General features: G+C 67.9%; 14 protein-coding genes. 9 read left to right on the top strand and 5 right to left on the bottom strand.

The genetic code is table 11. The annotated features are described in order from the left end of the window. Window positions 1–91: 91 nt before the first annotated feature. The 3 genes from OD997_RS06325 to OD997_RS06315 all read right to left on the bottom strand — a co-directional run bounded on the left by OD997_RS06325 (window position 92) and on the right by OD997_RS06315 (window position 2,799). Entirely contained in the window at window positions 92–1,093 is a 1,002-nt protein-coding gene (locus OD997_RS06325; protein WP_434330848.1) for a hypothetical protein, read from the bottom strand. 80 nt (window positions 1,094–1,173) lie between these two features. After that, window positions 1,174–1,866 (bottom strand): NTP transferase domain-containing protein, encoded by a 693-nt coding sequence (locus OD997_RS06320; RefSeq protein WP_434330847.1) that lies wholly within the window; start codon window positions 1,864–1,866, stop codon window positions 1,174–1,176. Between the two features lie 147 nt (window positions 1,867–2,013). Beyond that, window positions 2,014–2,799 (bottom strand): pentapeptide repeat-containing protein, encoded by a 786-nt coding sequence (locus OD997_RS06315; protein WP_434332347.1) that lies wholly within the window; start codon window positions 2,797–2,799, stop codon window positions 2,014–2,016. Window positions 2,800–3,000: 201 nt separating this feature from the next. Between OD997_RS06315 and OD997_RS06310 the strand changes: the two genes are divergently transcribed. From OD997_RS06310 to OD997_RS06300, 3 genes are read left to right on the top strand one after another with little or no spacing between them, the layout of a single operon-like run. Then, window positions 3,001–3,900 (top strand): ABC transporter ATP-binding protein, encoded by a 900-nt coding sequence (locus OD997_RS06310; RefSeq protein WP_434332346.1) that lies wholly within the window; start codon window positions 3,001–3,003, stop codon window positions 3,898–3,900. Beyond that, a complete protein-coding gene (locus OD997_RS06305; RefSeq protein WP_434330846.1) occupies window positions 3,876–5,441 on the top strand; it encodes a hypothetical protein in 1,566 nt (521 codons plus the stop codon). Before OD997_RS06310 ends, OD997_RS06305 begins: the two co-directional genes overlap by 25 nt. Before the next feature lie 40 nt (window positions 5,442–5,481). Beyond that, window positions 5,482–5,748, top strand: coding sequence for a DUF3039 domain-containing protein (locus OD997_RS06300; protein ID WP_046013003.1), 267 nt, complete (start codon window positions 5,482–5,484; stop codon window positions 5,746–5,748). A gap of 22 nt (window positions 5,749–5,770) precedes the next feature. Here OD997_RS06300 and OD997_RS06295 read toward each other — a convergent pair whose 3' ends face one another. Next, window positions 5,771–7,096, bottom strand: coding sequence for a nicotinate phosphoribosyltransferase (locus tag OD997_RS06295; protein ID WP_434330845.1), 1,326 nt, complete (start codon window positions 7,094–7,096; stop codon window positions 5,771–5,773). A gap of 75 nt (window positions 7,097–7,171) precedes the next feature. Between OD997_RS06295 and murI the strand changes: the two genes are divergently transcribed. From murI to OD997_RS06270, 5 genes are all read left to right on the top strand, one after another. Then, the gene (gene murI, locus OD997_RS06290) at window positions 7,172–8,005 is read left to right on the top strand and encodes a glutamate racemase (protein WP_056312239.1); all 834 of its coding nucleotides are present in this window, start codon (window positions 7,172–7,174) and stop codon (window positions 8,003–8,005) included. A gap of 48 nt (window positions 8,006–8,053) precedes the next feature. Beyond that, on the top strand, window positions 8,054–8,788 hold the full coding sequence (rph, locus tag OD997_RS06285; RefSeq protein ID WP_056312237.1) for a ribonuclease PH: 735 nt from the start codon (window positions 8,054–8,056) through the stop codon (window positions 8,786–8,788). Further along, window positions 8,788–9,381 (top strand): RdgB/HAM1 family non-canonical purine NTP pyrophosphatase, encoded by a 594-nt coding sequence (rdgB, locus tag OD997_RS06280; RefSeq protein WP_434330844.1) that lies wholly within the window; start codon window positions 8,788–8,790, stop codon window positions 9,379–9,381. Before rph ends, rdgB begins: the two co-directional genes overlap by 1 nt. A gap of 61 nt (window positions 9,382–9,442) precedes the next feature. Then, window positions 9,443–10,018 (top strand): dihydrofolate reductase family protein, encoded by a 576-nt coding sequence (locus OD997_RS06275; RefSeq protein WP_434330843.1) that lies wholly within the window; start codon window positions 9,443–9,445, stop codon window positions 10,016–10,018. 83 nt (window positions 10,019–10,101) lie between these two features. Continuing rightward, on the top strand, window positions 10,102–11,022 hold the full coding sequence (locus OD997_RS06270) for a cation diffusion facilitator family transporter (protein WP_434330842.1): 921 nt from the start codon (window positions 10,102–10,104) through the stop codon (window positions 11,020–11,022). A 4-nt stretch (window positions 11,023–11,026) separates the two neighbouring features. On the opposite strand, the gene ligD is transcribed toward OD997_RS06270, so the two are convergent. After that, window positions 11,027–13,009 carry a non-homologous end-joining DNA ligase gene (gene ligD, locus OD997_RS06265; protein ID WP_434330841.1) on the bottom strand — a complete coding sequence of 661 codons (1,983 nt, stop codon included), beginning with the start codon at window positions 13,007–13,009 and terminating at the stop codon, window positions 11,027–11,029. A gap of 58 nt (window positions 13,010–13,067) precedes the next feature. On the opposite strand from ligD, the gene OD997_RS06260 reads away from it, so the two are divergent. Continuing rightward, window positions 13,068–13,922 carry a Ku protein gene (locus OD997_RS06260; protein ID WP_434330840.1) on the top strand — a complete coding sequence of 285 codons (855 nt, stop codon included), beginning with the start codon at window positions 13,068–13,070 and terminating at the stop codon, window positions 13,920–13,922. Window positions 13,923–13,931: the final 9 nt, after the last annotated feature.

Raw genomic sequence — 13,931 nt, 5'->3', positions numbered from 1 at the left:
ATCGTCGGCTAGGCCCCGTCCGTTGGATGCTCGCCACAACGGGTCGCCGGATCCTTTGGCGGCTCTCTCGGGTCGGGCGGTCCGCGCGGAGTCAGTCGTTCCGAGTGGGATCCGCGTCCGCGCCGAGCATGTCCGACAGATCGTGTGTTCCCGACCGCTGGTCCGTACCGCCTTCGATCTCGGCCGCGCCGCCCCGGCGGCCACGACCCACCGAGGAGATCTTCCGACCCGCCCAGCCGACGCCGCGTGCGGCGGTACCGGCCGCGCCCGCGACCGCCCCGCCGACGAACTGCGCGCCGTGGAGCATCCGCAGTTCGAGCTTCTCGGCACCGTCGACGGGTTCGAGGTCGAGTGGCATATCCATCGGAGCCGCGCCGAAGGCACGGTGCGAGGTCGTGAGCACTCGGCGTCCGAGAATGTGGTTGCCGGCCCCACCCACCGCGGCACCGACGCCGAACGGCAGCGCCTTGCCGATGAACGAGGCGCCGCCCTTGGCTGCGAACTGCCGGACGAACATGCTCTTGAGTCGGTCGACCAGAGGTCCGACCGCGGCGCGGGGGAGTGACTTCGTCACCATCTCGCCCCAGTACGTCGATCGGCTGCCGCCCTTGCCCGACGCCTCCCCGGCGAGCTGACCGACGAGGGCGACGCCCTCCTTGCCGAGCATCAGGGTCATCACGAGAGCTCTCGCCCTGTCGGGATTCGAGACCGCGATGCCGTGCACCTCGGCGACCGATTGGGCGAACAGGGCGGTCGATTCGACGAAGCCGACGGTCTCGACCGCGGACAGCGCGAGGGTGATGCCCGTGCCGATCCCGGGGACCACTGCTGTCGCACCGACGGCTGCGCCGCCGGTGGTCACTGCGGCCAGGTAGCGGCGTTCGAGGATGCGGATGATCTGTTCGGGCGACGCGTGGGGGTTGCGCAGACGGATGCTGCGGATGTGCGCGAGCACGAGTGGGCGCTGGATCGCGAGGACGCGATCCAAGCCCCGCACCATGAGCGGATGCTCGGTGGAGCCCACCGGCGGCACGCCCCTGTCCCACGGGGAGTCGTCGGGGAGGGAGTGGATCTTGTGCACCTTGGGGGCCATGGATCGATCCTAAGAACACAGCCCGAAAAAACGCCGAAAGCCCGGCACCCTTGACGGGGCCGGGCTTTCGTGACAGATGATCAGACGAACAGGTTCGCCCGCTCGAGGTCTTCGGCGAAGTCGACCTCGACCGCGTACAGGTCGGAGACGTCCATCGGCTCGAGCAGGAGGCCGTCCTCGGCGATCGCGAGTTCGAGTCCGCGCTCGAAGTAGTCCTGGTCCTCGACGCGCTGCAGCTGGCGCATGAACGCCTGCTTGTTCGCGGAGGAGATGTAGTTGATGCCCACGGCCTCGCCGAGTCCGCCCTTGACGGTCTTGGAGAGCTCATTGATGAAGCCCTCGGCGGTGACCGTGTACTTCACCTCTTCGTCGCTGACCTTGGAGGTGTTCACCGTGACGAACGACTGGTCGCGCTCGATGTAGGCCGCGGCGCGACCCAGGATCATCGGGTCGAAGACGACATCGCCGTTCATCCAGAGCACGCCGGACTTTCCCGTCGCACCCAGGGCGCGAAGAAGGCTCTTCGAGGTGTTCGTCTCGTCGTAGCGCTCGTTGTGCACGTAGTTGACGTTCGGGAAGGCCTCGATGATGGTCTCGGCGCGGTAGCCGACGACGGCGGTGATGCGCGCGTCGGTGCCGAAGGCTGCGCGGATGTTGTCGTGCTGCTGGCGCATGATCGTGCGGCCGTCGCTCAGCTCCGTGAGCGGCTTCGGCAGCGCGCGGCCCAGGCGTGAGCCCATTCCTGCTGCGAGGATGACGGTCTGAAGAGTCACGAGTGCTCCTAAAGGAAGTATGTGTTCACGGTCGGTTCACCGACCAGACACTTCGTCGTGCCGAGAGTCATGCTAGCGATCGAGCCTGGGAACCCCCGGGTGATGTCGACGCTGTTGCCAATTCGTGATCCAGTACACACCCAACACTCAGATTCGTCCACATCGATGCCCGACACGGGCCGATCTGTGATTCCGAGGGCCAATTGTTGCGGCGACCCTAAGAAAGTGGGCGCCCGTTGATACCGTAGGACGGTGACTGCTTCCCCCGACGACCGCACCGATCAGGTGGCCGACGCCGCGCCCTCGACCGCCAAGACGACGCCGGCTCGGAAGACGCCGGCCAAGAAGGCGACGAGCGCCCGAACGCCCGCGAAGTCGGCTGCCGACAAGGCCGCCGCGACGATCGAGGTGGTGGTCGAGCCTGCGTTGAAGATCGATCGAAGCGCTGCTCCTACGGCCCCGCGTCTCGCCACGGCGAACAAGGCTCCGTCGACGACTGCGCGCACGGCTGCAGCAAAGGATTCGGCACGCCCCGCGGGTGCTCGCGGCACTGCGGCGAAGACGACCACAGCGCGCTCGACGACGGCGAAGACGACTGCCGCGAAGACGACTGCGGCGAAGACTGCTGCCGCGAAGACTGCTGCGGCGAAGACTGCTGCGGCGAAGACGACGGCCGCGAAGACTGCTGCGGCGAAGACGACGGCCGCGAAGACCGCTGCGGCGAAGGCTGCCGCCGAGAAGAGCGCTGCAGCGAAGTCCACCGCTCGTACCTCTGCCGCGAAGACCGCTTCGGCCCGGACAACGGCCGCGAAGACCGCTGCTGCGAAGACTGCGGCAGCTAAGGCCGCAGCTGCCAAGGCCGCTGAGGTTGAGGCCGAGGAGGCAAAGGCCGCCGAGGCACGCGTCGCGGAGGCGAAGGCCGCGGAGGCGCAGGCCGCGGAGGCGCAGGCCGCGGCGCCACAGGCCGCGGCGGCGCAGGCTGCGGAAGCGACCGCGATCGTTCTCGACGACGCGACTGACGCTCGTGCGGACGGCGCAGAAGAGGTCTCGTCGGTCGTCGAAGAACCCCGTGTCGACGACGTCGCCGCACCTGCCGTCGAGTCACCGGCGGCGGACGCTGCTCCGCTCGAGGGTGTGGCCGCCGATTTCGACGTCTACGACGACCCGACAGCCGAGGGCTCGGCCGACGAGAATCCGGTGTCCGAGGACGACGACGCCGTCTCCGACGCGGATGCGACGGATGAGGCCGTCAGCGGTGTCGAGGCGGCATCCGGCTCCGAAGCGATCCGCATCCGTGGCCTGGTCAAGAGCTTCGGCGACCACACGGCTGTCAACGGCATCGATCTGACCGTACCCGCGGGATCGTTCTACGGAATCGTCGGACCCAACGGAGCGGGCAAGACGACGACCCTCTCGATCGTCGCGGGGCTTCTGCGCGCCGACGAGGGGAACGTCGTGATCTGCGGCATCGACCAGGCTGCCAAGCCGCTCGCGGCAAAGCGGATGATGGGTGTGCTTCCCGATCGGCTGCGCACGTTCGATCGCCTCACCGGCCGCCAGCTCCTCTACTACTACGGTCTGCTGCGTGGCCTCGCCTCGAATGTCATCGAGAAGCGCGTCGGTGACCTCGCACGCGCCTTCGACCTCGGGGAGGCGCTGAACCGCGTCGTCTCCGATTACTCGGCCGGTATGACGAAGAAGATCATGCTCGCGGGAGCGATGATCCACTCGCCGCGCGTCCTGGTGCTCGATGAGCCCTTCGAAGCAGTCGATCCCGTGTCATCCGCGGTCATCCTCGACATCCTGCGCGCATATGTCGACCACGGGGGAACCGTCATCCTCTCGAGTCACGGTATGGATCTCGTCGCGCGTGTCTGCTCGCGGGTCGCGATCATCGTCGGAGGAGAGGTCCTCGCCGAGGGCACGATCGACGATGTGCGTGCAGGACAGACGCTCGAGGCCCGCTTCGTCGAGCTCTCCGGTGGTATCAGCGAGGTGGAGGGGCTCGAGTGGCTGCACACGTTCTCCGACTGAGGGCGGCGCTCCTGATCGGGTCGCTCCGCGGCGAACGTCGGGTGCGCACGCTGATCATGCTCGCCGTGATCGTCGTCCTCACGGTCGTGGTCTGCGCCGCGGTCCTGAGCCTCCACGACGCGCCGGTCGCCGTCGCACGCACGGTCATCGTGCTCGGCAGCGCCGCATTGCTGCTGGGGTTCCTGGTCGGCCCGATACTGGTCGGCGCCGTCGATCAGCTCGATCCCCGGCGGTTCGCCGTGTTCGGAGTCGACGAGCGGCAGATGCCGTGGATCCTCGCCCTCGCCTCGTTCATCAGCGTCCCGAGTCTGGCGCTGCTCGCAGTGAACATCAGCGTCTGCATCGTCGCGATCAGGCTGGGCGCTCCATGGCTCCTCGCTGTGCTGATGAGCTTCATCAGCCTCGTGTCGACGATCCTGGCGGCGCGGATCGGAATGGCCGTCAACGCACTCGTCCTGCCCGAACGCCGATCGCGCGAGCTCACCGCGCTTTTCGCGCTCGCTCTGATCGTCATCGCTTTCCCCGTGGCCGTCTTCCTGGCGTCCCTGAAGTGGGACGGCGAAGTGCCCGCCGCGGTCGGCACTCTCGCAGCAGCGGTCGGAGTCACACCCTTCGCGGCCTCCTCGCGCTTCCTCTTCTCATTCGCGACGGACGACAACACCGGCAACTGGATCAGCGGCGTCGTGGCGTTCGCGACCGCGGCGATCCTCTGGGCGTCGTGGACCTGGCTGGTGCGTCGACTGCTGACCACCACCGAGCGACCCGTCACCTCGCGCGAGCGATCAGGACTCGGCTGGTTCGGTCTGCTGCCCTCGAACGCGTTCGGCGCGATCGCGGCGCGGAGCCTCGTCTACTGGCTGCGTGACCGTCGGTACATCATGAATCTCATCGTGGTTCCCGTCGCTGGCGCGCTCACAGTGCTTCCCCTGCTCGTCGCCGGTGTGCCGCTCGAGATCGCAGCGCTCGTGCCCGTCCCGGTGATGGCGCTGTTCTTCGGATGGCTCCCGCACAACGACGTCGCCTACGACTCGACGGCCCTGTGGACCCACGTCGCGAGCGGTGTGCGCGGTATCCCCGATCGCCTGGGACGACTGGTGCCGGTCGTGCTCGTCGCCGTGCCGGTGCTGGCGATCTCGGTGCCTTTGACGCTGCTGTGGATCGACGACTGGCGCCTGCTGCTCCCGCTCACGGGACTCGGAGCCAGCCTGCTGCTGTCGGCGCTGGGGTTCTCGAGCATCGTGTCGGTGATCGCTCCGTATGCGGTTTCCCGCCCAGGCGACAGCCCGTTCCAGCAGCCCCAGCGGCCGACCTCACGCGGCGCCTACGGCCCGGCCGCGGCGTTCCTCGGTGCCATCGTGGTGAGCATCCCGACCATCTGGCTGCTGGTGCTCACGATGCTCGAGGGCTCGCAGTTCGCCCCGGCGACGTTCTGGGCCGGGATCGCCACGGGGCTGGTCATGCTCGCCGTCGGCGTGAGCGTCGGTGGTCGGATCTTCGAGCGCGGGGGCGAGCGCCTGATGGAGTTCGTCGAGACCGCGTGACAGCCGCCCACCGTGGGCTGTGCACGGCTAGACTCTCGGCATGAGTACTCCGCTGGACAGCCCCGATCAGGGCGGCGTGGCAACGCTTGATCGCGAACTGGAAGAGCTCCTCCGGGAGGAGAATCTCGAACCGGGCGACCACGAGCGCTTCTCGCATTACGTGAAGAAGGACAAGATCCTCGAGTCCGCCATCACCGGCAAGCCGGTGCGTGCGCTGTGCGGCAAGAAGTGGACTCCGGGTCGCGACCCGGAGAAGTTCCCTATCTGCCCCACGTGCAAGGAGATCTACGAGTCGATGATCAGCTGAACCGCGCGGGTTCAGCGGCAGATCAGCTCGCGTCGACGAACACGGTCGGGATGGCCGGGTCAGACTTGCTCAGTGCGAGGGCTCTGACCGGAAGCTCTTCGCGCACGCGCAGGTGATGCGTCCGAGCGGATGCCGTGCCCTCCGGCCCTTCGAATGCGGTGTCGATCTCGCCGGCCTCGACGAACGTGGTCTGCAGCGCGCGACCCTCCGGGTGCTCCGCCGGGGTGTCCAGCTGCTCGAAGCCGTCCGAGACCACGACGGTCTCGGATGTGGCCACGCCGTCGACGAGAGTGCGGAACGCTGCCTTGCGTCCTCCGTGGGATGACTTGTCGGTCGAGGCCTTCGCCACGCCGATCCAGGCTCCCGTCGGATCCTGACGGGCGACGAGCTTGTAGACCATGCTCGCCGTGGGATAACCGGATCCCGTGACGACCGAGGTGCCGACGCCGTATGCATCGACCGGTGACGCCGCCAGCGCGGCGATCGCGTATTCGTCGAGGTCGCTCGTGACCGTGATCCGCGTGTCCCTCGCGCCGAGCTCGTCGAGTTGGGCACGCACCTCGGCAGCGACGATCGGGAGGTCGCCGGAGTCGATGCGCACTCCACCGAGGCCGGTGCCGGCGACACGGATGGCCGTCTCGACCCCCGCGCGGATGTCATAGGTGTCGACCAGCAGGGTCGTGTCCGTTCCGAGGCTGTCGATCTGCGAGCGGAAGGCCTCCTCCTCGGTCTCGTGCAGAAGCGTCCACGAGTGCGCGGCCGTTCCCATCGTCGGGATGCCCCATCGACGGCCGGCCTCGAGGTTGCTCGTCGCGCGGAAGCCGGCGATGTACGCGGCGCGGGCCGCAGCGACGGCGGACTGCTCGGCGGCTCGGCGCGATCCCATCTCGGCGAGCGGCCGCTCGCCCGCGGCGATGCTCATCCGGGAGGCGGCAGTGGCGACGGCAGAGTCGTGGTTCAGGACGCTGAGCGCGAGGGTCTCGAGCACGACGGCGTCGGCGAAGGTGCCCTCGACGGTGAGGATGGGGGAGCCGGGGAAGTACAGCTCGCCCTCCCGGTAGCCGCGGATGGAGCCCGTGAAGCGGTAATTCTCGAGGTATGTCAGCGAGTCGGCATCCACCACGTCGTTGTCGCGCAGGAAGCGCAGCTCGTCGTCGCCGAAGCGGAAATCGCGCAGCAGGGAGAGCAGACGGCCCGTGCCGGCGACGACGCCGAAGCGGCGCCCGCCGGACAGACGTCGTGAGAAGAGCTCGAACACGCTCGGACGTGAGGCCGTTCCGTCGCGCAGCGCGGCGGCGAGCATGGTCAGTTCGTAACGATCGGTCAGAAGCGCCGTGGACGTCGTCATGCGCTCAGCTTAGTGACGACATCCGCTCGGGTTGCTGAGCATGACGCGGGGCGCGCGCGGGTAGGCTGGTGAGTCATGAACGACGCCCCGATCGGAATCTTCGACTCCGGTGTCGGCGGACTCACGGTGGCCAGAGCCATCAGAGCCCAGCTGCCCCGGGAATCGTTCGTCTACATCGGCGACACCGCGCACTCGCCGTACGGCCCGAAGCCGATCGCCGATGTGCGCCGTTACAGCCTCGAGGTGCTCGACACGCTGGTCGATCAGGGTGTCAAGATGCTCGTGATCGCCTGCAACACGGCATCCGCTGCCATGCTGCGTGATGCGCGCGAGCGATACGACGTCCCGGTCGTCGAGGTCATCGGCCCCGCCGTCCGCCGTGCCGTGTCGACCACGCGCAACGGGCGCGTGGGCGTCATCGGCACGGTCGGGACGATCGGCTCACGCGCCTACCAGGACATGCTCGAGGTGAACGAGCGTCTCGAGGTCTTCACGGCGGCGTGCCCCCGCTTCGTCGAGTTCGTCGAGGGCGGCATCACCGGCACGCCCGAAGTCCTCGCCACCGCCGAGGAGTACCTCGCGCCGCTGCGTGACGCAGAGGTCGACACACTGGTGCTCGGATGCACGCACTACCCGTTCCTCCGCGGTGCGATCAGCTACGTCATGGGGGAGGGCGTCACGCTCGTCTCCAGTGACGACGAGACCGCGGGCGACGTCTACCGTCAGCTGGTCCGCGGTGACCTTCTCGCATCGCCCGATGCCACCGCCTCGTACGTCTATGAGGCGACGGGCGACTCGACCACCGAGTTCACCGCGCTCGCCAACCGTCTGATGGGCCGGGAGGTGCGCGACGTGCAGCTCGTGCAGACCGGTGTCATCACGCTTCCGGAGTCGGCCGCAGGGCTCTGACTCCTCCGCAGCATCCATCCGCTTCTTCCACCCCACCGAAGGAATCCCATGACCAGCATCGTCCGCGCCGACGGCCGCTCCACCGACCAGCTCCGTGAGATCACGATCGAGCGAGGCTGGAGCAGCCACGCCGAGGGATCGGCGCTGATCAGCTTCGGCGGCACCAAGGTGCTGTGCACCGCATCGTTCACGAACGGCGTGCCCCGGTGGCTCACCGGCAAGGGCAAGGGATGGGTGACCGCCGAGTACTCGATGCTTCCCCGTGCGACAAACAGCCGCAACGACCGCGAGAGCGTGAAGGGCCGCATCGGCGGACGCACGCACGAGATCTCTCGCCTGATCGGCCGGGCGCTGCGTGCGGTCGTCGACACGAAGGCCCTCGGCGAGAACACGATCGTGATCGACTGCGACGTGCTGCAGGCCGACGGCGGAACGCGCACGGCTGCGATCACCGGCGCCTACGTCGCTCTGGCGGATGCGATCGAATGGGGCCGCGAGAAGAAGTTCATCGGCAAGAACTCGACGCCGCTGCTCGACTCCGTCGCCGCCGTCTCGGTCGGGATCATCGACGGTGAGCCCATGCTCGATCTCGCATATGTCGAGGACGTCCGCGCCGAGACCGACATGAACATCGTCGTGACCGGTCGTGGCCTGTTCGTCGAGGTGCAGGGCACCGCCGAGGGCGCGCCGTTCGACAAGCGCGAGCTCGATGCGCTTCTCGAGCTCGGCGTCGCGGGCTGCGCCGATCTGAAGGATCAGCAGCTGAAGGCGCTCGCAGGCTGATGAAGGTCGTCCTCGCCACGCACAATCCGCACAAGGTCGCGGAGTTCCAGCAGATCGTCGCGTCCACGCGTCCCGATCTCGAGGTCGTCGGATACGACGGCCCGGAGCCGGTCGAGGACGGCGTGACGTTCGCTGCGAACGCGCTCATCAAGGCGCGCGCCGCCTCGCTGCACACGGGACTCGCGGCCCTCGCCGACGACTCCGGTATCTGCGTCGATGTGCTCGGCGGGTCGCCCGGGGTCTTCTCCGCCTACTGGGCGGGGCAGAAGAAGGATGCGGTGGCCAACCTCGAGCTGCTGCTCGACCAGCTCCACGACATCGCTGACCCGCACCGCGCCGCCCACTTCAACTCGACCATCGCACTGGTGACGCCGGAGGGCGCTGAGCATGTGGTCGTCGGGAACTGGCCGGGTCGCCTGGCCTCCGAGGCATCCGGCGGAGGCGGGTTCGGCTATGACCCGATCTTCATCCCGGACGGACAGCCGGAGGGCGCCGAGCGCACGGTAGGGGACTTCACCGCCGACGAGAAGCAGGCGCAGTCGCACCGCGCCCGCGCGTTCGCAGAACTGGTGCCGTTGCTCGCCGATCTCTGAGCCACCGAACTGTAACCACTACGCTTGACGTACGTCATGCGTAGTGGTTACGGTGGTCCGCATGCGAGAACTCACCTACTACATCGGCGTCACCCTCGACGGGTTCATCGCGGGCCCCGCCGACGAGGTCGACTTCTATCCGGTGACCCCGGCCTTCGCCGAGACCCTGGGCACCGAGCTCGCCGATATCCAACCCGCACACGTGCGCGCCGGGCGAGGAGGCGTCGACGAGCCGCTCACCCGCTTTGACACCGTCGTGATGGGCCGCCGAACCTTCGAGCCCGCGCTGCACGCCGGGATCACCGACCCGTACTCGCAGTTGCGCACCGTCGTGTTCAGTCGTTCGCTCGATGATCCGGGCGAGCCGAACGTCGAGATCGTGCGCACGGATCCCGTCGCGCGGATGCGCGAGCTCAAGGCGGAGCCCGGTCTCGGCATCTACCTGGCCGGCGGCGCCGTGCTCGCCGGCGTGCTCCTCGATGAGATCGACAGGCTGATCGTCAAGAAGTACCCGGTGATCGCCGGCTCCGGCATCCCGATGGTGAGTCATCCCTTCGCCCCGACGCAGTTCGCGCTCGATCAGGTGCGCTCGTTCGACAACGGCTGCGTCGTGCTCGAATACACCCGACTGCGCTGAAGGCGCGGTTACTGAGAATCATCACCATTCCCGACTGCGCGTAGACCCGCCGGACGGCGCGATCGCCGGTCTAGCCTGGAAGCATGCACGATCACGCCCCCGCCGCCGGCGGCATCCGCTCTGCGAGTCATCGCCGTCTCCTGGCGATCTCGCTGAGCCTGACGGCGACCATCATGGTCGTGCAGGTCGTGGGTGCGATCCTCACCGGCTCTCTCGCGCTTCTGGCGGATGCGGCTCATATGTTCACCGACGCGTCGGCGCTCGTGATCGCGCTCATCGCGGCGGCTGTGGCCGCACGCCCGGCCGATGACCGCCGCACCTTCGGATACCAGCGCGCCGAGGTGTTCGGGGCGCTGATCAACGCGATCATCCTGATCCTCCTCGCCGGATGGGTCGGGATCGAGGCCGTCGGACGCCTGATCGACCCGGGCGAGACCGAGGTCGCCGGAGGGCTGATGCTCGTCGTCGCGGTCGTCGGACTCGTGGCCAATGCGATCTCGATGTGGCTCCTGAGCCGTGCCCAGCGCACCAGCATCAACGTCCGCGGTGCATACCTCGAGGTGATGGGCGACCTCATCGGCTCGGCGATGGTGATCATCGCCGCGATCGTGATCGTGACGACCGGATGGATGCCGGCTGATGCGCTCGCGTCGATCATGATCGCCGTGCTGATCATCCCGCGCGCGATCGCGCTGCTGCGTGAGGTGTTCTCGGTGCTCTCCGAATCGGCTCCGGAGGGCACGGCGGTCAGCGACATCCGCCAGCACCTGCTCGACTACGACGGAGTCGTCGGAGTGCACGATGTGCACGTGTGGCAGCTGACCCGAGGTGCTCCGGTGTTCAGCGCGCATGTCAGCGTCGAACCGGCGCTCCTCGCCGACGGGCGATCCGCGAAGCTGCTGAGCGACCTGCAATCGTGTCTCGCGCATCACTTCGACGTGGAGCATTCGACCTTCCAGATCGAACCGGCCGAGCAGTCGGACTGCGAACCGCATCACGCGTGACGCGTCAGCTCTCGACGAGGACCTCATCGGGAGATTTGTCGGGTCGCAGGCCGCGCCAGCGCGAGTGACGGAGCACGCCGTCGGGGGTCCAGTTCGCGAACTCGACCTCGCCGACCAATTCGGGCTCCACCCAGAGTGCGTCCGAGGCGTCGAGAGCGGGTACTCCGTTCAGCGGGGCTGATTCGACGCGCAACGGCGCGAGACGCCCGAGCAGATCGCGCAGCATGCGGTCCGTGAAGCCGGTGCCGACGCGTCCCACGTATCGCAGCCGTCCGGAGTCCGGTACCGCGAGCAGCAGCGACCCGAACGTGCCCTCGCGGTCGCCCTTGCCCGGACGGATGCCGACGATCACGACCTCCTGCATCCGGGTGAGCTTCAGCTTGAGCCAGGCGGGGGAGCGCTGCCCGGCGCGATAGCGGGAGGCGGGGTCCTTCACGACCACGCCCTCGAGTCCGAACTCCTCGCTCGCTGCCAACGCGGCGTCCACGTCGTCGAACACGGGCGGCACCTGAATCGGGGCCTCCAGATCCGAGACCACCTCTTCGAGCAGAGTGCGTCGCTGTGACAGCGGCATCGAGCTGAGGTCGTGCCCGTCGAGGCGCAACAGGTCGAAGACCATGTAGACGATCGGGGTGCGCACGACCTCGCGTTCGATCTCGCGGGGCCGCGTGAGGTGCATCCGATTCTGCAGCAGTGAGAAGCTCGGCCTGCTGTGCGAGTCGAAAGCGACGATCTCCCCGTCGACGATCGCGTCGCCGACCGGGAGGAAAGGGGCGCCGTCCGCGGTGAGCTCGGGGTAGCGGGCGGTGATGTCCGTACCGCTGCGGGCATGCAGCAGCATCCGTCCGTCCGCCCAGGTGCCGATCGCCCGGATTCCGTCCCATTTCACCTCGACCCAGGAGGGCGAGCTGAGCGCGCGGGCGATCGCGGGTGTGCCGTTCTCGGCGAGCATCGGAGACACGGATGCCGGGGCCGAGGATGCCGGGGCACTCGCCGCGCCGGAGATCCGCGGGCGGTGTCGCGCAGGTGCGGCGGGCTGTGCGGAGGCGGCGTGCTCATCGGATGCTGCGGGGTTCGGCGCCTGCACGTGCGGTACGTGCTCCGTGCGCAACGGTGCGAGGGGATCGATCCCTGATTCCGCGCGCTCCAGCACCGTCGCGAAGTCGAGTTGCGCCAGGTCGGGGTCGTCGAGTTCGTCCCAGGTGCGGGGTGCGGCCACCCAGGGCTGTGCTCGGCCGCGCATCGAGTACGGCGAGATGGTCGTCTTCTTGCCGTTGTTCTGGCTCCAGTCGAGAAACACCTTGCCGCCGCGGGCAGCCTTCGCCATGGTGCTGGTGGCGATGTCGGGATGCTCGGTCTCGATGAGGCGGGCGACCTCTTTCACCACTGCCGAGATCTCGTCGCTGGTCTGCTGACCGGGAAGGGCGGCATACAGGTGGATGCCCTTGCTGCCGCTGGTGACGGGAACGGGGTCGAGGCCGATGTCGGTGAGCAGGCCGCGGGCGATCCGGGCGACCTCGGCGCACTGGGCGAGACCGACGCCGGGGCCCGGGTCGAGGTCGAGCACGAGGCGGTCGGGGTTTCCGGGGAGGCCGTCCGATGCGAAGCGCCACTGCGGCACGTGCAGCTCGATCGCGGCGACCTGGGCGAGCCAGACGAGGGTCGGCACGTCCTCGACGAGCGGGTACTCCTTCGCGCCGTCGGAGTGACGGATCTCGTGCCGCGGGATCCAGGTCGGCGCTCCGGGCTCGAGCTGCTTCGTGAAGAAGGAATCGGCGGGATGCTCGGCCGTTCCGACTCCCTCCACCCAGCGCTTGCGTGTGACCGGGCGGCCGTCGAGCAGGGGGAGGATGTGGGGCGCGATCGCCGTGTAATACGCGATGATCTCGCCCTTGGTCGCGCCGCTTTCGGGGTAGACGACCTTGTCGAGGTTGGTGATGCGCAGGCGGCGGCCGTCGATCTGCACGTTCTGCGCCTCCGGAGCCATAGCGCCAGCGTAGTCAAGGTACTGGCCGCGACCGGGGCGCCTGGTGTTCACTGGGGGCATGAGAACGATCTGGAAGGGCGCGTTGACCTTCGGCCTCGTGAACGTGCCGGTCAAGGTGTACTCCGCGACGGAGGACCACGACGTGCCGCTGCATCAGGTGCACGAGAAGGACGGCGGTCGCATCCGGTATCAGCGCACCTGCGAGGTGTGCGGCGAGACGGTGGCGTATGCCGACATCGATCGCGCCTACGTCGAGGAGGGGCAGACGGTCGTGCTCACGAAGGACGACCTGGCGGCGCTGCCCGCCGAGAAGAGCCGTGAGATCGACGTGGTCGAGTTCGTGCCGTCGGATCAGGTCGATCTGCTGACCCTCGACAAGCCGTACTACCTCGAGCCCGACTCGAAGTCCCCCAAGGCCTATGTGCTGCTGCGCAAGACGCTCGAGCAGACCGATCGCACGGCGATCGTGCGGTTCACGCTACGTCAGAAGACCCGTCTGGCGGCACTCCGCGTGCGCGGCAAGGTGCTCGTGCTGCAGACGCTGCTGTGGGCAGACGAGGTGCGCGAGGCGGAGTTCCCGGCGCTGGACGAGGACGTGCGGATCTCGAAGAAGGAGCTCGAGCTCTCGGCATCCCTCGTCGACAGCTATTCGGCCGACTTCGACCCCGAGTCCTTCGTCGACGAGTATCAGAAGGAGCTGCGCACCCTGATCGACGCCAAGATCGAGGCGGGTGACACGTTCGACGTCTCGGAGACCTTCGGCGAGGCAGAGGGCGACGCCAAGAGCGGCGAGGTCATCGACCTCATGGAGGCGCTGCGAGCCAGTGTCGCGCGCACCAAGGCCGCGCGTTCCGAGTCCGCCGACAGCAAGGCGAGCACCAAGAAGAGCCCGAGCAAGAAGAAGGCGGGCTGAGTCCTCAGC

The sequence above is a fragment of the Microbacterium sp. CGR1 genome (genome assembly GCF_051062835.1).
GTDB lineage: Bacteria > Actinomycetota > Actinomycetes > Actinomycetales > Microbacteriaceae > Microbacterium.
This window is presented reverse-complemented; position numbering and strand designations above follow the sequence as displayed.

Coding starts and splice junctions, on each gene's coding strand:
- OD997_RS06300 (WP_046013003.1), top strand. CDS start 5,482: ATGAGTACTCCGCTGGACAGCCCCGATCAGGGCGGCGTGGCAACGCTT.
- OD997_RS06325 (WP_434330848.1), bottom strand. CDS start 1,093: ATGGCCCCCAAGGTGCACAAGATCCACTCCCTCCCCGACGACTCCCCG.
- OD997_RS06270 (WP_434330842.1), top strand. CDS start 10,102: ATGCACGATCACGCCCCCGCCGCCGGCGGCATCCGCTCTGCGAGTCAT.
- OD997_RS06260 (WP_434330840.1), top strand. CDS start 13,068: ATGAGAACGATCTGGAAGGGCGCGTTGACCTTCGGCCTCGTGAACGTG.
- ligD (WP_434330841.1), bottom strand. CDS start 13,009: ATGGCTCCGGAGGCGCAGAACGTGCAGATCGACGGCCGCCGCCTGCGC.
- OD997_RS06295 (WP_434330845.1), bottom strand. CDS start 7,096: ATGACGACGTCCACGGCGCTTCTGACCGATCGTTACGAACTGACCATG.
- OD997_RS06275 (WP_434330843.1), top strand. CDS start 9,443: ATGCGAGAACTCACCTACTACATCGGCGTCACCCTCGACGGGTTCATC.
- rdgB (WP_434330844.1), top strand. CDS start 8,788: ATGAAGGTCGTCCTCGCCACGCACAATCCGCACAAGGTCGCGGAGTTC.
- rph (WP_056312237.1), top strand. CDS start 8,054: ATGACCAGCATCGTCCGCGCCGACGGCCGCTCCACCGACCAGCTCCGT.
- murI (WP_056312239.1), top strand. CDS start 7,172: ATGAACGACGCCCCGATCGGAATCTTCGACTCCGGTGTCGGCGGACTC.